Below are 19893 nucleotides of genomic sequence, written 5' to 3'. Positions count from 1 at the left end.
CCTTTCGTCGCCGCTGCCGATGATGATCTGCGAGCCGGCGGCTTCCTTTACTATTCGCGGTCTGCGCGATGCCGAAGCGGCCGGCAAGCTCGTCGCCTTTGTCCCGGCAGGTCGCTTCGGAATCAGCGGCTTTGCTCGAGCTTGAGCAAAGCTCCGCGCACGCGCGCGGGCTTGCCCTCTCCCCAGGGCTGGCCGTTGGCGCGCACCAGCCTATGCAGCGGCACCGCGATGGCGAACGGGCAGGCCCGCGCCGCCGCGCCCACTGCCCGATGCGCGCCGGCATGCCCGATGCGGCAGGCGATATCGGCCGCCGTCGCGGTTTGCGCGTAGGGAATGTCGGCCACCGCTTCCCACACCTGCTGTTGAAACGGTGTGCCGCAGGGGCTCAGCGGCAGGGAGAACGACGTGCGCTTGCCGGCCAGATACTCCTGCACCTGCGTCGCGGCCTTGTTCGTCAGCTCGCTCGGCGCGCAAACGCCCGCGAGCGGGGCTTTTCCCAAAGCGATGCGCGTGATGGCCCGTCCGTTCGCCGCCACGGTGATGGGGCCGGCGGGGGTGAAGTAGCTGTAATATGTCGGGCGATTGCCGTCCATAAAGCCCCTTTCCTCGTTCTTGTCAGCATTATATGCCCGCCGCGCCCGCGCCGCCGCCGCCTTGGCGCAGGTGCGGTAGAATATGCACATAACCTATGAGCTTGGAAGGGAAGGGGCCAAACGTGTTCCAACCGGTTAAAATCGCGCCGTCCATCCTGTCGGCGGACTTCATGAACCTCCAGCGCGACATCGAGGCCATTCAGGCCGGCGGCGCCGGCTACGTCCACGTCGACGTCATGGACGGCCATTTCGTGCCGAACCTCACCATGGGCGTGCCCGTGGTCAAGCAGCTGAAGAAGATCACCGACATGCCGCTCGACGTGCATCTCATGATCTCGAACCCGCTTGAGCAGCTGCCGTGGTTCCTCGAGGCGGGCGCCGATATCGTCACCGTGCACGCAGAGGCCGCCGCGGGCTATCAGCTTGAGCGCGCCGTCGAGATGATCCATGCCGCCGGCGCCAAGGCCGCCGCATCCGTTAAGCCCCATACCCCCGTCGAGGTGCTCGCCCCGGTCATGGCGCAGCTCGACATGGTGCTCATCATGTCCGTCGAGCCGGGCTTCTCCGGCCAAAGCTACATCGAGGGCTCCGAGCGCAAGGTTGCGCGCACGGTCGAGCTTGCCCGCGCGGTGGGCGCGGCGCCGCTCATCGAGGTCGATGGCGGCATCGGCGTGAAAACCGCCCCGCTCGTGGCCGCCGCCGGCGCCGATGTGCTCGTGTGCGGCTCGGCCGTGTGCGGCGCCGAAGACCCTGCGGCTGCCATCGCGCAGGTCGCGCAGGCTGCAGAGGCGGCGCGCGTCGCCGCGCTGGCATCCAAGGAGGCGTAGGCGTCCCATGGTGGCGAAGGTCCCGGAAAACTACGTATACCTTGATTACGCGGCAACGGCCCCGCTTTGCGAGGAAGCTGCTCAGGCTATGGCGCCTTACATGGTGCCCGGCCGTGCCAACATCGCCTTCGGCGGCAACGCCAACAGCCTGCACATCCCCGGCCGTGCGGCGTTCTCCGCGCTCGAGGATGCTCGTCGCGCCATCGCGCACGCTTTAGGCGCCACGCGTCCCGACGAGGTGGTTCTCACCAGCGGCGCCACCGAGGCCGACAACGCCGCCATCATCGGGCTGGCGCAGGCGGCAGCCCATGCCCGACGCCTCGGCGGCGCGGGCGGCGCCCAGCCGCACGTGGTGGTCAGCGCCATCGAGCACGATGCGGTCCTGGCCCCGGCCAAGCGCCTCGAGCAGATGGGCTTCTCGGTCACGCGCGTGCAGCCAGATCGCAACGGCTTCATAACCGTAGCCGCGCTTGAGCAGGTTATGCGCCCCGAAACGGTGCTCGTCAGCGTCATGGCGGCGAACTCCGAGGTCGGTTCGGTGCAGCCTGTGGCCGAGCTTGCCCGCACGGCGCACGCCGCAGGCGCGCTGTTCCACACCGACGCCACGCAGGCGCTTGGCAAGGTGCCCGTCAACGTGGTTGATTGGGGCTGCGACGCCGCATCGTTTTCCGCTCACAAGGTGGGCGGCCCGAAGGGCGTCGGCGCGCTGTACGTGAAAAGCCGCACCCCCTTCGATGCATGTATGCTCGGAGGCGGCCAGGAGGCGGGTCGTCGCAGTGGCACGCAGAACGTCTGCGGCGCGGCGGGTTTCGCCGCCGCCATCCAGGTCGCTCAGGAAAAGCAGGCCGATGAGCAGGCGCGTCTGGGTGCCCTTCGCGACAAGCTCTACACTGCGCTTGCCGAAAAGCCCGGCGTCCGTCCCACGGTCCAGGTAGCGCCTGGCTCGCAGGACTACCTGCCCAACATCGTGCACGTGCTCGTCGACGCGCTCGAAAGCGAGACGCTCATCCTGCGCTTCGACATGCGTGGTTTCGGCGTCTCGGGCGGATCGGCGTGCAGCTCGCATTCGCTTGAGCCCAGCCACGTGCTGCGCGCTATCGGCATCGATGCGGACGCCGCGCACGGGGCGCTGCGCATCTCCATGGGCCGCTACACCACCGCCGAGGACGTGCAGGCGTTTCTGGACGCCATCGACTCGGTTTTGAATTGGGAATAGGGAATCGCTCGGGGCTGCCGGAAGGCGGCCCCGACTAGGTTTGCCCCGCCGTCGGTCTGCTGCGCGCAGCGGTTTTCACCGTCGCGCATCGCTTGCGGCATGAGACCGTCGCGGAAGCTTCACCCTGCTTGGCGAACCTGCCGGCCCGAGCATCCGCCGCATCGCGTCGGCAGGTTTTGCATAATGAAAGGAGCCCGCATGGAACTGGTAACCATGCACACGCATACGAACTACACCGGCCACGGCCACGGCACCGTTGCCGAGCTGGTGGACGCCGCCGAGGCCGCCAAGCTCGGCGCCATCGCCGTCACCGAGCATTACCCCATGTCGGCGGCCATGGATCCCGACAACGTGGTCTCCATGGCGTGGGATCGCCTGCCTGATTATCTCATCGACGTCGCGGCCGCGGCCGCCGCTCATCCCGAGATGCAGGTCATCCCCGGCTGCGAGATCGACTGGCTCGGCGCGCAGGAGGACCGCGACTTCTCGGCGTTCGATTTCTCCAACTTCATCCACGTGCTCGGCAGCGTGCACTATCTTGACGGATGGGCCTTCGACGACCCGGCTCAGGAGGCGCGCTGGCACGACGTGGGCGTCGATTCGGTATGGCGTCGCTACTTCGAGGTGTGGTGCCAGGCCGCCAGCTGCACTGACATGCCCTTCACGTGCATGGCGCACCCCGATCTGGTGAAGAAGTTCGGTTATCGTCCCAGCTTCAACCCCCAGCCGCTCTACGATGAGGCGGCCGAGGCCGTGCAATCGAGCGGCCGCATGGTGGAGGTGAACACCTCGGGCCTCACGTACGCGTGCGCCGAGCTGTTCCCCGCGCCCGACCTTCTGCGCACGTTCTGCCGCGCGGGCATTCCGTGTTCCATCGGCACCGATGCGCATGACCCGGCCGTGGTCGACTGCAACCTCATGCCCGGGCTCGCGGCCATGTACGAGGCGGGCTACCGCTGCGTTACGGTTCCCACCTCAACGGGTGACCGGCGTCAGATTGCGCTAGAGTAAAGGCGGCAAAGTCCCTGTCGAAGCGGCAGGGCATACGGCCGGGGCATGCGGCCCGGGCCGTTCCAAGGGAAGCCTCATCACATGGAAGGACTTGATGGACATGGCTTCGAAGAAGATCAAGATCGAAGGCTCGAAGGACAAGGCGACGCAGGGCGAGGGCAAACCTGAGCTTTTGCGCGTGGAGGTCGGCGGCTTGCGCACCAAAAGCTTCCAGCTCTCGGTGGGCGCGCTCGAACAGGCGCTTCTGGCCGAGTTTCCGGCAGCGGATGCCGAGGAGTGGGATCGCACGGGCCTTCTGGTGGGCGATCCGGCGGCGCCGGTGCGGGCGGTTGCCGTGGCGCTTGACCCCACGGTGAGCGCCATCGATGCGGCAGCCGATGCGGGCGCGAACGTGCTCGTCACGCATCACCCGGCTTATCTGACGCCGCCCACGTCGTTTCAGCCGGCTTCGTCGCCGGCGCTGAACTCCGGCGCCGTGGTGTATCGCGCCATTCAGCGGGGCGTTGCGCTCATGAACTTCCATACCGCCCTCGACGTTTCCGCCCGCGCTCAGCGCATGCTGCCCGGCATGCTGGGGCTGTCGCTGCGCGGGGTGGTGGAGCCGAAGGCTGGCTGCGTCGAGAAGGGCTACGGCCAGCTGTGCGCTCCCGCCGAGAAGATGACGCTCGGCCAGCTTGCCGCGCGTTGCACCAGCGTGTTCGGCCGCGCACCGCGCGTGTGGGGGAGCTTCGACCGTGCGGTGCGGGCTGTCGTCACCTGCACGGGATCGGCGGGCCCCACGGGCCGCGCCGCGCTTGCCGCCGGAGCTGACGTGCTTGTTGCCGGCGAGGTCAAATACCATGACGCGCTCGACCTGTCTCAGGCGGGCATGGCGGTGATCGACCTGGGGCACGATACCTCCGAGCTGCCGTTTTGCGGCGTGCTCGCCGCCAGCGTGCGCGATGCGGGGGTGCCCGATGAGCTGGTCGCCGTCGTGTCGCAGCGCGACAGGTGGTCTTATCCCGAGGCAGTGCGCGTGTAACTTGCAAACCGCGCCCCGCGCCGCGGTGCGGCTGCACGCGGGGCGCCCGAACGAAAAGGATTCGCATGAGGATCGATTCCGAGGTTTTGGCCGCGTTTTTGCATATGCAGGAACTCGATGTGCAGATCATCCGCGCCGAGAAGCAGCTCCAGGAACTGCCCGAGCGCAAGGCCGTCGCCGATGCCATGGCGAAGAGGCGCGCCGTCGCCGCCAAGGCGGAACAGGTGGAGAAGCTTGCGGCCAAGGCAGAGGACAAGCTCGCGCGCATCACCGAGGAGGATGACGGCCTGGCCGGCAAGGCCCGCCGCATCCAGGACGAGATCGAGCAGGCGCAAGGCGATTTCCGCACCGTCGATGCGCGCACCAAGGAGCTGACGGGCGTTCAGGAGCGCCGGGATGCCCTCGAGGAGGACATGCGCGCCGTCGATGCCGAGCTGGAGAAGATCAAGGCGGTGCGCGCCCAGATCGCCGCAGCCATGGAGCAGATCGAGGGCGTTGAGCGCAATGCCGGCGCCGCGTTTGCGCAGAAAGGCGGCGAGCTGAAGCAGCGTATAGCCGACATGCAGGCCAAACGCAAGGCCATGGCTCGGCGCGTGCCCGCCGACGACATGAAGCTCTACGAGCGCACGGCCGCAGCCACCGCCGGCGTGCCTTTGGCCCTGCTTGTGGAGGAGCGCTGCGGCGCATGCCGCACGCCCATCGAGCATGGGCGCGTGGTCGACATGCGCTCCCAGGGCAACGTGGCCACATGCCCCAACTGCGGCCGCCTGCTCATCCTGCAGGCGCATTAGGGTGCTGCTTCGCTCCCTGAACGTAAGAAGGCCCCCGCTCACAGAGCAGGGGCCTTCGATTTCCCTTATGGGATATTCCGCGAAGGTGTTACGCGCGGGTGACCTTGCCGGCCTTCATGCACTTGGTGCAGACGTTGGCCTTGCGGACATGGCCCTTGGCGTCCTTGATGGTGACCTTCTGGATGTTGGGACGGAACCAACGGTTCGTCACGCGGTGGGAATGGCTGACGTTACGACCGGCAACGGGGCCCTTACCGCAGATTTCGCAAACTTTAGACATTATTCATCACTCCATGTACCTAGGTTGCATGTATCGGCGCGAACGCCGCTCTTGCACAAAAAGCCCTCCAACTATACCACACGTACTTGCAGCATCACAAGATTATTTCGTGTTTATGCCTTGCATGCGCCATGCATGCATACCGTCTGCACAATTGCATGCGCTATACTGCCAGCAGAAGTTTCGAGCCCGCATATGCGAGCCAGAAAGGAACGCCATGAACGATACCATTCCCGGCAACCTCCATGTTGCCAACGATGTCCTGGCCGACATGGTCGGCAACGCCGCGCTCGAGTGCTACGGCGTCGTCGGCATGGCCGCACCTTCCGCTGCCGACGGGATCGCCAAGATCCTGCCCGCCAGCCGCCTGCGCCGCGGCGTGACGGTCACCGCCACCGACGCCGGCGTGCACGTGGCGCTGTACGTCGTCATCGAGTACGGCACCAATATCAACACGGTGTCCCAGAACCTGGTCGACCAGGTCACGTTCGTCTTGAAGGAGTATGCGCGCGTCCCGCTGGACGGGGTTGAAGTGCATGTGCAGGGCGTGAAGGTCCGCAAGTAGCGCGCGCCCAAGCGCCTTGCCGCCTGCCCCAATGAAGGAGAATCCCATCAATGTCTAGTACCTATACCAGCAACGACCTGGTCAACGCAATCGCGGCCGCCAGCAAAAACCTCAGCGCGCGCAAAGACGAGGTCAACCGTCTCAACGTCTTCCCCGTGCCCGATGGCGACACCGGCACGAACATGTCGCTGACGTTGGAATCCGTCGTTGCAAGCCTGGCCAAGCTGCCCATCGGCGCTTCCGCCGCCGAGATCCGCAAGGCCATCACCACCGGCGCGCTCATGGGCGCGCGCGGCAACTCCGGCGTCATCACCTCGCAGATCCTGCGCGGTCTGTGCGAAGGCTCCAACGGCTTCGACGCCGTTAGCGCCGAGTCCATCGAGTCCGCCCTGGCAAAGGCCCAGGACGTGGCGTTCCACGCGGTGCGCAAGCCCGTCGAGGGCACCATCCTCACCGTGCTGAAGGACTCCGCTGCCGCCGCCAAGTATGCCCGCAAGAAGAAGATGTCGGCCGATGAGGCGCTGTCCCACGTCGTCGAGCAGGCGTATGCCAGCGTGCAGCGCACGCCCGAGCTGCTTCCCGTGCTGAAGGAGAACGGCGTGGTGGACTCCGGTGGCTACGGCCTTGCCATCCTCATCGACGGCTTCGTGGCCGCCCTCACGGGCAAGGAGGGCCCGCTCGTCGACGAGCTGGCCTTTGCGCGCGACGCCGCTCCGAAGGTCGAGATCGAGCAGATCAACGACTGGGAGGGCAGCGAGTTCACCTACTGCAACGAGTTCCTGGTGGATTCCGACGTGCTCGACAAGGCCGAGGCGCTGGACTTCCTGGCAACCATGGGCGACTGCGAGCTGTGCGTGGGCGAGACGCCGAAGTTCAAGGTGCACGTTCACTCCAACACGCCCGACAAGGTGCTGGCGTACTTCCTCGAGCGCGGCCAGATTTCCGAGGTGTTCATCCACAACATGAAGCTGCAGTCCGAGGAGCGCACCGAGAAGCTCGAGGCCGAGCAGCACGCCGAGCGCAAGCCGCTCGGGTTCGTGGCCGTCGCCGCCGGCAAGGGCAACGCCAAGATCTTGGAGTCGCTCGGCGTCGACGTCGTCGTCTCCGGCGGTCAGACCATGAACCCCTCCACGAAGGACCTGCTCGATGCCGCCGCCAAGGTCAACGCCGACGCGGTTATCTTCCTTCCGAACAACAAGAACATCATCATGGCCGCCCAGTCCGCCTGCGAGCTGTCCGACATCCCGGCGGGCGTCGTGCCCACCAAGTCCGTGCCGCAGGCCTTCGCCGCCATGTTCGGCGTGGACGGCGAGGCATCCCTCGAGGATAACGTCGAGGCCATGACCGAGGCGTTCGCCGACGTCAAGACCGGCGAGGTCACCACCGCCATCAAGGATTCCAAGGACGCCGAGGGCAACGCCATCGCCGACGGCGACGTCATCGGCATCGCCGACGGCGCCATCCATGCTGTGGGCCACAGCGTTTCCGACGTCGTCATGGGCCTGCTCGAGCACATGGAGGCCGACGATTGCGACACCTGCACGCTGCTCGCCGGCGAGGATCTCTCCGACGAGGACTTCCAGGCGCTGCAGGAGCGCATCGAGCAAGCCTACGAGGATCTGGAGATCGACGCGCACCGCGGCGATCAGCCCCTGTATCCCATCGTCTTCTCCGTGGAGTAGGGCGGCAACGTGGCCGATAGGCTCGCAGCAACATTAGCCTTAGATGAACCCGCGTCGCGCGTGAAGCTGGTCAGCCCGGCTCGCGCGCAGGCGCTTGCGGGTTTGGGCGTGCGCACGGTCCGCGACCTGCTCACGCACTTTCCCCGACGCTACATAGACCTGTCGAAGCGCGAGACCGTTGCCGGCGCGCGCATCGGCGGGTCGTGCACTATCCAGGGGTCGGTCCACGAGGTCAAGCTCAAGCGCCCGCGCCCCAACCTCACGCTCGTCGAGATCGCGGTGGTGGACGCAACCGGCGTGCTCATGGTCACATGCTTTCGTCAGCCTTGGCTGAAAGACCAGCTCAAACCCGGCATGGGCATCGCCGTTGCAGGCAAGGTGGAGTTCGACTACGGCTTCAAGCGCATGGTGAACCCCTATATCGAGCAGCTCGGCGACGGCCAGATGGCCGAGGGCATGATCATCCCCGTGCATCCCGCATGCGAGAAGATCTCGGCCGCGTGGATGCGCCGTTTGGTGGGAAACGCGCTCGATGCCGTGCAAGGCTGCTACGATCCGCTGCCGCTCGATCTGCGCGTGCGGTATCGGCTCATGGCCCGCGGCGCCGCGCTGTCGTGCATCCATTTCCCGCATACCATGGAAGAGGTCGCCGAAGCGCGCCGCCGCCTGGTGTACGAGGAGCTGCTGCTGCTCGAACTCGCGCTCATGTCGCAGGCCGCGCAGCGCGCCGCCGGCGCGCAGCCGACGGCGCATGTGGTGGATGGCCCGTGCTCGGCGGCGCTCGACTGTGTCATGCCGTTCACCCTTACCGAGGAACAGCAGCAGGCTCGTGCGGATATCCTCGAGCGCATGGCGGCGCCCGAGGCGGCCAACCACATGCTGCTCGGCGACGTGGGCACGGGCAAAACCGCCGTCGCGGGCTTCGCCCTTGCCGCGGTGGCAGACACGGGCGCCCAGGCGGCGCTCATGGCGCCCACCGAGGTGCTTGCGCGCCAGCATGCCGCGTCGCTGGGGAAGTGGTTCGATGAAGTGGGCGTCACCTGGGGCCTGCTCACCGGCTCCACGCCCGATGACGAGCGCGCCCGTCTGCTCGAAGGAGCCGCCGATGGCGGCATCTGCGTGCTCATCGGCACGCACGCCCTGCTCGAGCCCGACGTGCGCTTCAAGCGCCTCACGCTCGCGGTCATCGACGAGCAGCAGCGCTTCGGCGTGGAGCAGCGCGCGGTGCTGCTCTCCAAGGGCAAGGCCCCCGATGCGCTTTACCTAACCGCCACGCCCATTCCCCGCACGCTCGCGCTCGCCGTGTTCGGCGATATGACGCTGTCCTACATCAAGCACCGCCCCAACGACTCTGCCCGCCGCACCACGCACGTCGTGTCGAAGGCCGACCAGGGCAGGGCATACGATGCGGCGCGCGAGGCGCTTGCGCGCGGCGAGCAGGTGTACGTGGTCTGCCCCCTTATCGGGCAGGATGCCGAAGCGCGCGACAAGCGGGCCGGCGGCCGGGGTAGGGAAGCCGACGAGGAGGCCTACGAGTTCGCGTCCATCAGCATCGAGTCGGACGCCGATTTCGCCGGCGATAACGTCACCGCGGCAACCAAGGAGGCGTCCTACCTGCAGCAGACGGTGTTCGTCGATTGGCATGTGGAGTTGCTGCACGGGCGTATGAAGCCCGCCGACAAGGACGCCGTCATGGGCCGGTTCCGCGACAACGAGACGCAGGTGCTCGTGGCGACCACCGTCATCGAGGTGGGCGTGGACGTGCCCAACGCCACGGTCATGATCGTCATGGACGCCGACCGTTTCGGGCTCTCGCAGCTCCATCAGCTGCGCGGGCGCGTGGGCCGCGGCGAGAAGCCGGCGCAGGTGTTTTTGGTCTCCACCTCGAAATCCGAGCAGTCCCTGGCGCGCCTTGCCGCCATGGAGCGCACCGATGACGGTTTCGAGCTGGCGAAATACGACTTGTCGCTTCGCCGCGAGGGCGACATCCTGGGTAACCGGCAAAGCGGGGCGAGCGCGCTGAAGCTCGTCAACGTCGTGCGCGACGAGCGGGTCATCCAGGCCGCGCACGCCGATGCCGCCGCCATCATGGCGGCCGACCCCGGGCTTGTCGAGCCCGATCATCAGGCGCTCGCGTTCGAGCTCCGCCGCACGTTTCCCGAGCAGGCGCCCGCAAGATAGCCGATACGTTTCGAACCGCGCCCTACGACGGCGCGGTTCCAGAAAGAGGTAGGTATGAGGATCATCGCAGGTCAGTTCCGCGGTCGAACGCTGGCCGCACCGAAGGGCGACGGCACCCGCCCCACCACCGACCGCGTGCGCGAGTCGCTCATGAGCGCCGTGTTCAGCCAGCGCGGCGGCTTCGAGGACGCCGTGGTGCTCGACGCGTTCGCCGGGTCGGGCGCGCTCGGCCTGGAGGCCCTGTCGCGCGGCGCAGCTCGCGCGGTATTCTACGAGTGCGCCCCCGAGGCGGCGAAGGTCGTGCAGAGAAACGTGGCGAATCTGGGCCTCGAGCCGGCGCGTGCCACCGTCACGCGCGCCGACGTCATCGAGCGCGCCCCGCAGTTCGCCCGCCCGCCGTTCGACCTGATCTTCCTGGATCCGCCCTATGCCTACGACGCCATGGCGGTGCTGGGCATGGCGGCGGGTTTGGTGGAGCGCGGCGTGGCCGCCCCCGACGCCATCGTGGTCTACGAGCATTCGCTTGCCGGCAACGATGCGTCCGCCCTGGCCGCCGCCGAGCTGGGCTTCGAGCTTGCATCCCGCAAGAAGTACGGCGATACTACCGTGGACGTGCTGCGCGCCGGCGAGCGCGCCGCGTCCGATAACGACTAAGAAGGAGCAGCGTCATGAAACGCGCATTGACCCCCGGTACGTTCGACCCCATCACCTCGGGGCATCTCGACGTCATCGCCCGCGCCTCCCAACTGGTGGACGAGGTGGTGGTCGCCGTCGCCGATTCCCAGAAGAAAGGCCCTCTGTTCACGCTCGAGGAGCGCGTCGAGCTGGTCCGTCAGGCCACCGCGCATCTGTCCAACGTGCGCGTGGAGCCCTTCAAGGGCCTGCTCGTCGATTTCGCCAAGGAGCTTGACGCCACTGTGGTGGTCAAGGGCCTGCGAGCCATCACCGACTTCGAGTACGAGTTCCAGATGACGGCCATGAACTACCAGCTCTCCCCGCAGCTCGAAACGCTGTTCATCATGTCCCCGCCGCAGTACATGTACCTGTCCAGCTCCATCGTGCGCGAGATCTCGAAGATGGGCGGGGATATCCAGCAGTTCGTGCCCCCGTGCGTCTACGAGGCGCTCAAGAAGAAGTACGCGAACCTGCAGTAGAGCGGATGCCTCTGCCGGCTCTTTCGCCGGCGGGCGAAGATCTGCCGTGGCGCCGTCCCGCGTAGGGGCGTTGCCGCCCGTCCGGATTCGGGTAGGCGATATGCTTGCCTCCGTCGCGCGCTTGTGCAGGTTGGATGCGCCCCGCCCGTGCTTGGGCGGGGCGCATCGTATGTGCATGCTTTGTTCTTCAGGCGCAAGCGGCGGGCGGCATGCTATTATGCTTATCTGCATGCGTGGCCTTATGCCCGTGTGCCTAAACGCAGTTTTCAAACGCAGCAAGCCTGGGTGGAAGGATCATCATGGACGAAACAGGGGTTCTGGGGCTTTTGGAAGAGCTCTCGATTCTGCTTGAGGACTCTAAGCCGGTGTTCGGCAAGGGCAACCTGCGCCAGGTGGATATCGCTGCAGCTTTCGAGATCATGGATGAGATCCGCGACACGTTCCCCAGCGAGTTCTCGCAGTCGCGCCAGATCGTGCGCGAGCGTCAAAGCCTGCTCGATGATGCCGAGGCCGAGGCCAACCGCATGATCGAGGATGCGCGCAGCCAGGCGATGACCATCGCCTCCGAGCAGGAGATCGTGCGCATCTCCCAGCAGCAGGCCGACCAGCTGGTCGCCGATGCGCGCGAGCTCGAGCGCCAGACGCGCGCCGGTGCGGAAGATTACGCAGACGAGGTGTTCGGCCACGTCGAGCAAAGCCTTGATACGCTGCTCAACAACGTGCGCCGTTGCCGCGATCGCCTCAACGCCAACGCCATGGCGCAGGGTCGCCAATAATGGATGCCGTGAAGTTCGAGGTCCCGCCGGAGCTCTTCGTTACCACGGAGAGCTCCTCTTTTGCAGGGCAGCTTGCCTTAGGGACGCTTGAGGCGGGCCCCGATACCTATACGTTCTCGCAGCCCGTTGACTGGAACGTCACCGTCACCAACACCGGAGACGCGCTTCTGGTCATGGGCAGCGCCCGCGGCACGGCAACGGTCGCGTGCGCGCGCTGCCTAGATGACTTCCAGGTGGACCTCAACGGGGAAGTGGAAGGCTACTTCCTGCTCTCCGAGGACGGTCCGGCTCCTGAGGACATGGACGACGACGAGTTCGAGGTGCTCGGCGCTGACAAGATCCTCGATTTGGAGCCGCTCATCATCGCCGCGCTTCTGGTTGAGGCTCCGCTCGTGCCTCTGTGCCGAGAGGACTGCGCTGGTTTGTGCGCGCAGTGCGGCGCCAACCTCAATGAGGGGCCGTGCGCATGCTCCGCTCAGCCCGATGACGGCCTGCCGCGCATGTCCGACGGTCGCGTCAGCCCCTTCGCCGCGTTGAAGGACCTTGATCTGGGCGAGTAGCTGCCCGGATTATGGAACCTGCATGGGTTTGTGTGCGCCTGGCGAACAGGCACTTGCATGCACAGGAACACTTTGGTAGTATATCGCTTCGCGTGTTTACCAAGCGAACGAGCGAGCGCCACGCGCGCCCGACATAAAGCAAGGAGATAGATCATGGCAGTACCTAAGCAAAAAATGGGCCGCGCCCGCACTCATGCACGTCGTAGCGCTAACGACAAGATCGCAGCCCCTTCCCGTTCCGTGTGCCCGCAGTGCGGCGAGGCTAAGCTTCCCCACCGCGTGTGCCCGAACTGCGGCTTCTACAAGAACCGCGAGGTCATCGAGACGGAGTAACGCCGTCACAGCGTGCAATTGCAACTTGAAGCCTCTCTGCGGCGCCATTGGCGCAGAGAGGCTTTCTTGCGTTTAGCAGCGCCGTCCGCTCGGCGCGCAACGCCTGCTAGGGAAAGGGTGTCAACATGACAGACAACGTCACCATCGCAGTGGATGCCATGGGCGGCGACAACGCCCCCGAGGTCGTGCTCGAAGGCGTGGCGGCGGCGCTTGCCGCCGATGAGGGCCTTACCGTCATCTTGTGCGGCCCCGCCGACGTGGTCGAGCCGTTCGCCGCGCAGCATGCCCGCTGTCGTGCGCAGGTTGCCGCCGAGGTCATCGATATGGCCGAGCATCCCGCGCAGGCCGTGCGCAAGAAGAAGGACAGCTCCATCGTGGTGGGCTGCCGTTTGGTCAAGGATGGCCAGGCCCAAGGTTTCTTCTCCGCCGGTTCCACGGGCGCCTGCCTGGCCGCTGCAACGCTGGTCATGGGCCGCATCAAGGGCATCTCGCGCCCGTGCCTGGCAACGGTTGTGCCCAGCCCCGTCCGCCCCATCGTGCTGTGCGACGTCGGCGCCAACGCCGATTGCAAGCCCGAGTACCTGGTGCAGTTCGCCCAGATGGGCAGCGTGTACGCGCAGAAGATCTTAGGCTACGAGTCGCCCAAGGCCGCGCTTCTCAACATCGGCGAGGAGGACACCAAGGGCAACGCGCTTGCCCAGGAGGCCCACCAGCTCATGGCCAAACGCCTGACCAATTTCGCCGGGAACTGCGAGGGGCGCGATGTGCTGGGTGCGCAGTACGAAGTGGTGGTCACCGATGGGTTCACCGGCAACGTATGCCTGAAGACCATCGAGGGCGCTTCGAAGGTGCTGTTCGGCGCCATCAAGGACGCCATGATGTCCACTACGAAGGGCAAGATCGGCGCCCTGTGCGTCAAAGACGGCCTGAAGGGCTTGAAAAGCCAGGTGTCGCCCGATACCTACGGTGGCGCCCCGCTGCTCGGCGTGAAGGGTGCCTGTATCGTCGGGCACGGAAGCTCGGGCGCGGTGGCCATTGAAAACGGCGTGCTCACCACGGCGCGCGTGGTGCGTCAGGGCGTTTCTGAAATAATTCAGCACATGGCCCAGGCCGGAAACGGCTCGGATACAATCAAGTAACACTATGTGGACCAGCCGCTCTATGCGGTATGGTCGTATCATCATCGATTCTCATTCATATCGGTTTCGGAGGTTGCATGACCTTTACAGAAGAACAAGCCTCAAAACTGCAAAGGGCGGAGGAGGTGCTGGGCTACTCGTTTTCCAACAAGCAGCTCATTTTGTCCGCCATTACGCATCCATCGGCCACCGAAGGCCGTGCGGTGAAGTATTCCTACGAGCGCCTGGAGTTTCTGGGCGACTCCATCTTGGGCGCCATCGTCGCCGACGTCGCCTTCGAGCGCTTCCATGAGCTCGACGAAGGCGGCTTGACGCGCATCAAGGTGGCGCTCGTGTCGGGCGCAAGCCTGTCCGATGTGGCGTCGGGCCTTGGTTTCGCCGACATCATCGTGTTCGGCTCCTCGGAGACGGGCACGGGCAAGCGCGGCCTGCACTCGGCGCTCGAAAACGTCTACGAGGCCGTGGTGGCCGCGTTGTACCTGGACGGCGGCGTGGAGGCGGCGCGCGATTTCATCTACCGCACGCTTATCCCTCGCATGTCCGAGGACATGGCGCTCGAGCCGGAAAACCCTAAAAGCGCGCTGCAGGAGCGCCTGCAGGAAGACGGCATCACGCCCACCTATAAGCTGGTGGAAACGCAGGGCCCGCCGCATGACCGCACCTTCGTGGCCCAGGTGTTCGCAGGCAATCAGGGCCTGGCGCGCGGAACGGGCCGTACGAAGAAGGAAGCGGAAAGCCAGGCGGCGAAATCCACGCTGTCGCGTCTCGGCGAGTTTTTCGGTTTGGGCATGGACGAGCAGGCCCGCGCCGAGAAGGCCGCCGCGGCCAAGCAGGCCAAGGCCGACAAGGCTGCGGCCCGTGCCGAGGAGAAGGCGCGCAAGAAGCATGAGCGCGAGCTGCATAAGAGCATGAAACAGGGCTAGCGCATGTACTTGAAGTCGCTCGTGCTCAAGGGCTTCAAGTCGTTCGCCGACAGAAGCGCGCTTTCCTTGGAGCCGGGCATCACCGCCGTGGTGGGCCCGAACGGCTCCGGCAAATCCAATATCTCCGATGCCGTGCTGTGGGTGCTTGGCGAGCGCAACGCCAAGCACTTGCGTGGTCAGGCTATGGAAGACGTCATCTTCGCAGGCTCGTCGGCCCGAAAGGCCACGGGCCTTGCCGAGGTTGAGCTGGTGCTCGACAACTCCGACGGCAAGCTGCCGGTCGACTTCGACGAGGTTTCCATCACGCGCCGCATGTATCGAAGCGGCGAAAGCGAGTATCTCATCAACGGCAGCGTCGCGCGCCGCATGGACGTGCTCGACATCCTGCACGATTCCGGTTTGGGCACCGGCACGCATTCGATCATCGGCCAGGGCAGCCTGGACTCCATCCTGCAATCCAAGCCCGAGGACCGCCGCGCGCTCATCGAGGAGGCCGCCGGCGTGCTCAAGCACAAGCAGCGCAAGGCGAAAAGCGAACGCAAGCTTGCCGCCATGGACGCCACGCTCGCCCGTGTGCGCGATGTGGCGGGCGAGGTGGGCCGTCAGCTCGGCCCGCTCGAGCGCAAGGCGAAGAAGGCCCGCGCCTACCAGGAGCTTTCCGGGCAGCTTACCGACGTCAGCTTGGCGCTGGCCGTGGACGACCTGCGCTGCCTGCGCCAAAGCTGGGATGCGGCGTGCGCCGGCGAGCATCAGCTGGTGGAAGACCTTCAAGCCCGTCATCAGGACATCTCCACGGCCGAAGCCGCCGCCGAGGCGTTGCAGGAGCAGATCCGCAAGCAAACCGAGAATGCGGGCGACCTGTCGCGCAGCTATCAGCGCGCATCTTCGGCCGTCGAGCGCTTCGACGGCGCCGTGCTGCTGTTGCATGAGAAGCGCCGCGGCGCACAGGGCCTCGAGGCCGATGTGCGCGTGAAGCTGGAGTCGGGCCGCGCCAAGCGCGCCGAGGCCGTTGCCGAGCGCGAGCAGGCGTCGGCGCAGCTTGAGGCGGTGCGCCGCGATCTTGCTGCCGCGCAGGCCGCCGTCGAACGCCTGGATGCCTCCCGTCGGGAGAACGCCCAGGCCCGTCGCAGCGTGGAAGACGAGCTCGATCAGCTCAAGCGCCAGGGCCGCGCCGATGACCGCGCATCCGAGGATGCGCGGCGCCGTTTATCCCAGACGCAGGAGGCGCTGGCCAACGGCTTGGCGCACGCCAAGCTGGTCGAGGGGCGCGCCAAGGAGCTCGAGCTGGCGCTCGGCCAGGCAGAGGAGCAGGCCCAAAAGCTCGAGGACGCTCGTGCTTCCGCTCAGCGTTCGCTCGATGCTTCCCAGCAGGCCGAATCGCAGGCGCGCGGCGCCGTCGCCGCCGCCATCAAGGAGCGCGATGCCGCCCGTGCCGCGCTTGACGAGGCTCATCGCCAGGTCGCCTCGCTCGAAAGCCGCATTTCCGCGCTCGAGGAGGTTGAGCGCGCATCGGCCGCAGCCGGGCCTGCCCGCGCATGGCTCATCGAGCATGCGCGCATATCCGGCCAACGGCTCGAGCCGCTGGCCCGCGCCGTGCGTGCACCGCAGGGCTTCGAGGCGCTTGTCGAGCATCTGCTTTCCGGCGATGCCGAGGCGCTCATGGCCCCTTCGGTCGATGCGGCGGCGGGCCTTGCGGGCAGCGTGCTGGAAAGCGGCCGCGACGGCCAGGTGTCGCTGCTTCCCGCCGGCGGCATGCGCTCCAGCGCCCCCGCGCGCCAAGCCGCGCAGGCCTGCGGCGGCACGGCGCTTGTGGACATGTTGGAATACCCTGAGCAGGCCGCGCCCACGGTGGAGGCCCTGCTCGGCGACGTGGTGATATGCGATACCTTCGAAGCGGCGCGTCAGGCTCAGGCCGTCCGCGTGCGGGAAGGCGCGGTCGCCCCTGTGCGCTTCGTGTCGGCCGATGGATGCATCGCCTGGCCCAGCGGCAAGCTCACGGTGGGAACGGTGGACGCCGGTGCCGAGGGCGCCTTGGCCCGTGCGCGACAGCTCGATGAGCTGCGCGCATCGCTTTGCGTCGCATCCGAGCAGCACAAGGAAGCCGAACAGACGGAGCGCCATGCCGAGGAGGCGTTGCGCGCCGCTCAGGCCGAAAGCTTGCAGCTCTCCCAGCAGCTGGCCGAGCGCCGAGGCGCTGCGCAGGCGGCGTCGGCCGAGGCAAAGCGCGCCGCCGATGCGCTCGCGTCCACGCGCCGCGAGTTCGCCGATGTGGAGCGCCAGCGCCAGCAGGCGGATAAGACGGTCGCCGAGGCGCGCCCCAACGTCGACAAGCTTGAGGCGCTGCTGGCCGAGCTTGCGCAAGCGGCCCAAGCCCGTGCCGTGCGCACCGAGGAGCTTGAAGCCAAGGTGGTGCCGCTTCGCAAGGAGGCGGCGCAGCTGCGCGACGGCCTTTCGGAGGCCAAGCTCTCGGCTGCCACGCTGCGCGAGCGCGATACCTATACCGCGCGAATCGTGGATGCCCGCGGCCGCGACGTGGCCGCGGTGGACGCCGCCGAGGACGAGCTGAAAAACCAGCTGGCGCGCAAGATCGTAGCGCAGCGCCGCATCGCGCCGCTTCTGGCGGTGTTCGAGGAGCTCACCGCAAGCGCCCGTCGCTGGACGCACGATCTTGAGCAGCGGGCCCAACAGGCGCAAGATTCCTCTGCCGGGCTGCATGCGCAGGTCACCGCCGCGCGCGAGCAGGCCAAGGCCGCCCATGACGCCTACGACGACGTCAACGCGCGCCTGTCGGCCGCCCGTGTGGAGAAGGGCAGGCTGGAGGTGCGCGTCGACGCTGCCGTCAACTCCATCGTGCAGGATATGGGCGTGCCGCTTGAGACGGCGCTCGCGTTGCCCGAGCTTGACGACCGCGGCGCCGCCGAGGAGAACGCGTTCAAGCTGCGTCGCCGCATCGCCAACATGGGCGCCATCAACCCCGATGCCGCCCAGGAGTACGAGCAGCTGCGCAGCCGCTACGATTATCTGGCGGCCCAGCTGGCAGACCTCGACGGCGCGCGCCGCAGCCTTGCCAAGATCGTCCGCGTCATCGATGCGCGCATGAAAGACGATTTCGTGAGCACGTTCAATGCGGTCAACGACAACTTCCGCAGCATCTTCGCCACCTTGTTCCCGGGCGGCTCGGCCGAACTCATCCTCACCGACCCCGACGACCTGGAGAACACCGGCGTGGAGGTCAGCGCGCAGCCGGCGGGCAAGCGCATCACGAAGATGATGCTCATGTCCGGCGGCGAGAAGTCGCTCACGGCGCTGGCGCTGCTGTTCGCGGTCTACCGCATCCGCAGCGCGCCGTTCTACATCCTCGACGAGGTTGAGGCGGCGCTCGACGACAGCAACCTGCGCAGGCTCACGGCGTATCTGCAGTCCATCCGCAACGACACGCAGCTCATCATGATCACGCACCAGCGGCGCACCATGGAAATGTCCGACGTGCTGTTCGGCGTGTCCATGCAATCCGACGGCGTCACCAAGGTGATCAGCCAGAAGCTCGATCACGCCCTGAAGTACGCGGAATAGGGGAAGCGGCCAGCCGGCCGCTTTCTATGCTACGTTGCGGGTTCTGGTGTGAGCGGGTTTGCGGGTATACGGGAAATCCCGGTTGCGGCCGTTGGTGACGCCGGGAACCGGAGGAGCCTTCCGGATGGCGGCAAGGTATCTGGAAGCGTGCCGGTTGTAACCGGTTACCGCTCTATCTTCCCCGTGTAATTCTTGTTCGCCTGCTGCCTGGGATGCCTTGCCCTCGGTGGCGGGGTATACTTCTTCCCGAAAGAAACACGCGGTGCAATCGGCGCTCCGTTGGGAAACGATGCCGAAAGGCGCTGCACAACATGCGACGGTTTGCGACACAAGGGGAGCAACATGGGATTTTTCGACCGCATCAGCCAGGGGCTGCAACGTTCTCGCGACAAGTTCAAGGAGGAGATGAACGTCCTCCTCGACCGCGGTCCCGACCTTGACGAGGAGTTCTGGGACGGCTTGGAGGAAACGCTCATCCTGGCCGATATCGGCGGAGCGGCGGCGTGCGACATCGTTGAGAACCTGCGCGACCAGGCCACGCGCAAGGCGCTTCCCGATGCCTATGCCGTGCTCGACATGCTCAACGACCAGATCGCCGATACGTTCACGCAAGGCGGCCAGGAGATCCTCGGCGGCGACCCGGCGTGCGTGCTGTTCGTGGGCATCAACGGCACGGGCAAGACCACCACGGTGGGCAAGCTTTCCAAGGAAGCGCACGACGCCGGCCGCAAGGTCATCCTGGGCAGCGCCGACACGTTCCGCGCCGCCGCAATCGAGCAGCTCGAGGTGTGGGCGAACCGTGCCGACGTCGAGATGGTCACGCGCGAGCGCGGCGCCGACCCGGCAAGCGTGTGCTACGACACCATCGAGCGCGCCGAGGCCGAAGATGCCGACCTGGTGCTCATCGACACCGCCGGGCGCCTGCACACCTCGGCAGATCTTATGCGCGAGCTGGCGAAGGTCGTCAACGTGGTGCGCAAGCGTTCGAAGCTGCCCGTCTACACCGTGCTCGTCATCGACGCCACCACCGGCCAGAACGGCCTGCAGCAGGCGCGCGAGTTCAACCGCGAGCTCGAGCTGGACGCGCTCATCGTCACGAAGCTCGACGGCACGGCCAAGGGCGGCATCGCGCTTGCCGTCAGCCACGAGCTTGAGCTGCCCATCATCAAGATTGGCGTGGGCGAGGGCCTTGACGACCTGCGCGATTTCGACGCCCATGATTTCGCACGCGCTCTTGTCGGCGCGTTCGATCAGCGTCAAGCGTAACC

Annotated in this window: 19 protein-coding genes; 17 read left to right on the top strand and 2 right to left on the bottom strand. The window is 66.3% G+C overall.

The window, feature by feature from the left end; translation table 11 throughout:
* Positions 1-122: 122 nt before the first annotated feature.
* Entirely contained in the window at positions 123-593 is a 471-nt protein-coding gene (locus tag SFHG_RS05115; RefSeq protein ID WP_042434555.1) for a methylated-DNA--[protein]-cysteine S-methyltransferase, read from the bottom strand.
* Between the two features lie 122 nt (positions 594-715).
* On the opposite strand from SFHG_RS05115, the gene rpe reads away from it, so the two are divergent.
* The 5 genes from rpe to SFHG_RS05090 all read left to right on the top strand — a co-directional run bounded on the left by rpe (position 716) and on the right by SFHG_RS05090 (position 5459).
* Positions 716-1420, top strand: a complete 705-nt coding sequence (gene rpe, locus SFHG_RS05110; protein ID WP_042434552.1) for a ribulose-phosphate 3-epimerase — start codon at positions 716-718, stop codon at positions 1418-1420.
* 7 nt (positions 1421-1427) lie between these two features.
* Positions 1428-2636, top strand: coding sequence for a cysteine desulfurase family protein (locus SFHG_RS05105; protein WP_202898100.1), 1209 nt, complete (start codon positions 1428-1430; stop codon positions 2634-2636).
* A gap of 198 nt (positions 2637-2834) precedes the next feature.
* On the top strand, positions 2835-3647 hold the full coding sequence (locus SFHG_RS05100) for a histidinol-phosphatase HisJ family protein (RefSeq protein ID WP_042434549.1): 813 nt from the start codon (positions 2835-2837) through the stop codon (positions 3645-3647).
* 100 nt (positions 3648-3747) lie between these two features.
* The gene (locus SFHG_RS05095; protein ID WP_081468969.1) at positions 3748-4668 is read left to right on the top strand and encodes a Nif3-like dinuclear metal center hexameric protein; all 921 of its coding nucleotides are present in this window, start codon (positions 3748-3750) and stop codon (positions 4666-4668) included.
* 65 nt (positions 4669-4733) lie between these two features.
* Positions 4734-5459 carry a zinc ribbon domain-containing protein gene (locus SFHG_RS05090; RefSeq protein ID WP_042434545.1) on the top strand — a complete coding sequence of 242 codons (726 nt, stop codon included), beginning with the start codon at positions 4734-4736 and terminating at the stop codon, positions 5457-5459.
* Between the two features lie 88 nt (positions 5460-5547).
* Here the strand turns inward: SFHG_RS05090 and rpmB are convergent, their stop codons facing one another.
* Positions 5548-5739, bottom strand: coding sequence for a 50S ribosomal protein L28 (rpmB, locus tag SFHG_RS05085; RefSeq protein WP_042434542.1), 192 nt, complete (start codon positions 5737-5739; stop codon positions 5548-5550).
* Between the two features lie 217 nt (positions 5740-5956).
* Here rpmB and SFHG_RS05080 point away from each other — a divergent pair, with 217 nt between their 5' ends.
* The 12 genes from SFHG_RS05080 (at position 5957) to ftsY (ending at position 19891) form a co-directional block, all read left to right on the top strand.
* Complete coding sequence (locus tag SFHG_RS05080; RefSeq protein WP_042434539.1) at positions 5957-6304, top strand: Asp23/Gls24 family envelope stress response protein; 348 nt, start codon at positions 5957-5959, stop codon at positions 6302-6304.
* A 50-nt stretch (positions 6305-6354) separates the two neighbouring features.
* Positions 6355-7986, top strand: a complete 1632-nt coding sequence (locus tag SFHG_RS05075) for a DAK2 domain-containing protein (RefSeq protein ID WP_042434536.1) — start codon at positions 6355-6357, stop codon at positions 7984-7986.
* A 9-nt stretch (positions 7987-7995) separates the two neighbouring features.
* The gene (recG, locus tag SFHG_RS05070; protein WP_042434533.1) at positions 7996-10167 is read left to right on the top strand and encodes an ATP-dependent DNA helicase RecG; all 2172 of its coding nucleotides are present in this window, start codon (positions 7996-7998) and stop codon (positions 10165-10167) included.
* 54 nt (positions 10168-10221) lie between these two features.
* A complete protein-coding gene (gene rsmD / locus SFHG_RS05065; RefSeq protein WP_042434530.1) occupies positions 10222-10821 on the top strand; it encodes a 16S rRNA (guanine(966)-N(2))-methyltransferase RsmD in 600 nt (199 codons plus the stop codon).
* A gap of 14 nt (positions 10822-10835) precedes the next feature.
* On the top strand, positions 10836-11321 hold the full coding sequence (gene coaD, locus SFHG_RS05060; protein WP_042434527.1) for a pantetheine-phosphate adenylyltransferase: 486 nt from the start codon (positions 10836-10838) through the stop codon (positions 11319-11321).
* Between the two features lie 299 nt (positions 11322-11620).
* Positions 11621-12097 carry an ATP synthase subunit B family protein gene (locus SFHG_RS05055; protein ID WP_042434524.1) on the top strand — a complete coding sequence of 159 codons (477 nt, stop codon included), beginning with the start codon at positions 11621-11623 and terminating at the stop codon, positions 12095-12097.
* Positions 12097-12657 carry a YceD family protein gene (locus SFHG_RS05050; RefSeq protein WP_042434521.1) on the top strand — a complete coding sequence of 187 codons (561 nt, stop codon included), beginning with the start codon at positions 12097-12099 and terminating at the stop codon, positions 12655-12657. Before SFHG_RS05055 ends, SFHG_RS05050 begins: the two co-directional genes overlap by 1 nt.
* Before the next feature lie 153 nt (positions 12658-12810).
* Complete coding sequence (gene rpmF, locus SFHG_RS05045; RefSeq protein WP_042434518.1) at positions 12811-12990, top strand: 50S ribosomal protein L32; 180 nt, start codon at positions 12811-12813, stop codon at positions 12988-12990.
* A gap of 125 nt (positions 12991-13115) precedes the next feature.
* The gene (plsX, locus tag SFHG_RS05040) at positions 13116-14129 is read left to right on the top strand and encodes a phosphate acyltransferase PlsX (RefSeq protein WP_042434515.1); all 1014 of its coding nucleotides are present in this window, start codon (positions 13116-13118) and stop codon (positions 14127-14129) included.
* 77 nt (positions 14130-14206) lie between these two features.
* The gene (gene rnc, locus SFHG_RS05035; protein ID WP_042434513.1) at positions 14207-15052 is read left to right on the top strand and encodes a ribonuclease III; all 846 of its coding nucleotides are present in this window, start codon (positions 14207-14209) and stop codon (positions 15050-15052) included.
* Positions 15053-15055: 3 nt separating this feature from the next.
* Complete coding sequence (smc, locus tag SFHG_RS05030; protein WP_042434511.1) at positions 15056-18625, top strand: chromosome segregation protein SMC; 3570 nt, start codon at positions 15056-15058, stop codon at positions 18623-18625.
* 342 nt (positions 18626-18967) lie between these two features.
* Entirely contained in the window at positions 18968-19891 is a 924-nt protein-coding gene (gene ftsY / locus SFHG_RS05025; RefSeq protein ID WP_042434509.1) for a signal recognition particle-docking protein FtsY, read from the top strand.
* The last annotated feature ends 2 nt before the right edge of the window (positions 19892-19893 follow it).

It is taken from the genome of Senegalimassilia anaerobia JC110, assembly GCF_000236865.1.
GTDB classification, from domain to species: Bacteria; Actinomycetota; Coriobacteriia; order Coriobacteriales; family Eggerthellaceae; genus Senegalimassilia; species Senegalimassilia anaerobia.
The sequence above is the reverse complement of the archived record's forward strand: the minus strand, read 5'-3'. Positions and strand labels throughout refer to the sequence as shown.

Bases quoted from the DNA above. Each gene is read 5' to 3' on its own strand.
- SFHG_RS05115 (WP_042434555.1), bottom strand. From the start codon at position 593: ATGGACGGCAATCGCCCGACATATTACAGCTACTTCACCCCCGCCGGC.
- SFHG_RS05105 (WP_202898100.1), top strand. From the start codon at position 1,428: ATGGTGGCGAAGGTCCCGGAAAACTACGTATACCTTGATTACGCGGCA.
- SFHG_RS05100 (WP_042434549.1), top strand. From the start codon at position 2,835: ATGGAACTGGTAACCATGCACACGCATACGAACTACACCGGCCACGGC.
- SFHG_RS05095 (WP_081468969.1), top strand. From the start codon at position 3,748: ATGGCTTCGAAGAAGATCAAGATCGAAGGCTCGAAGGACAAGGCGACG.
- SFHG_RS05090 (WP_042434545.1), top strand. From the start codon at position 4,734: ATGAGGATCGATTCCGAGGTTTTGGCCGCGTTTTTGCATATGCAGGAA.
- rpmB (WP_042434542.1), bottom strand. From the start codon at position 5,739: ATGTCTAAAGTTTGCGAAATCTGCGGTAAGGGCCCCGTTGCCGGTCGT.
- SFHG_RS05080 (WP_042434539.1), top strand. From the start codon at position 5,957: ATGAACGATACCATTCCCGGCAACCTCCATGTTGCCAACGATGTCCTG.
- SFHG_RS05075 (WP_042434536.1), top strand. From the start codon at position 6,355: ATGTCTAGTACCTATACCAGCAACGACCTGGTCAACGCAATCGCGGCC.
- rsmD (WP_042434530.1), top strand. From the start codon at position 10,222: ATGAGGATCATCGCAGGTCAGTTCCGCGGTCGAACGCTGGCCGCACCG.
- coaD (WP_042434527.1), top strand. From the start codon at position 10,836: ATGAAACGCGCATTGACCCCCGGTACGTTCGACCCCATCACCTCGGGG.
- SFHG_RS05055 (WP_042434524.1), top strand. From the start codon at position 11,621: ATGGACGAAACAGGGGTTCTGGGGCTTTTGGAAGAGCTCTCGATTCTG.
- SFHG_RS05050 (WP_042434521.1), top strand. From the start codon at position 12,097: ATGGATGCCGTGAAGTTCGAGGTCCCGCCGGAGCTCTTCGTTACCACG.
- rpmF (WP_042434518.1), top strand. From the start codon at position 12,811: ATGGCAGTACCTAAGCAAAAAATGGGCCGCGCCCGCACTCATGCACGT.
- plsX (WP_042434515.1), top strand. From the start codon at position 13,116: ATGACAGACAACGTCACCATCGCAGTGGATGCCATGGGCGGCGACAAC.
- rnc (WP_042434513.1), top strand. From the start codon at position 14,207: ATGACCTTTACAGAAGAACAAGCCTCAAAACTGCAAAGGGCGGAGGAG.
- smc (WP_042434511.1), top strand. From the start codon at position 15,056: ATGTACTTGAAGTCGCTCGTGCTCAAGGGCTTCAAGTCGTTCGCCGAC.
- ftsY (WP_042434509.1), top strand. From the start codon at position 18,968: ATGGGATTTTTCGACCGCATCAGCCAGGGGCTGCAACGTTCTCGCGAC.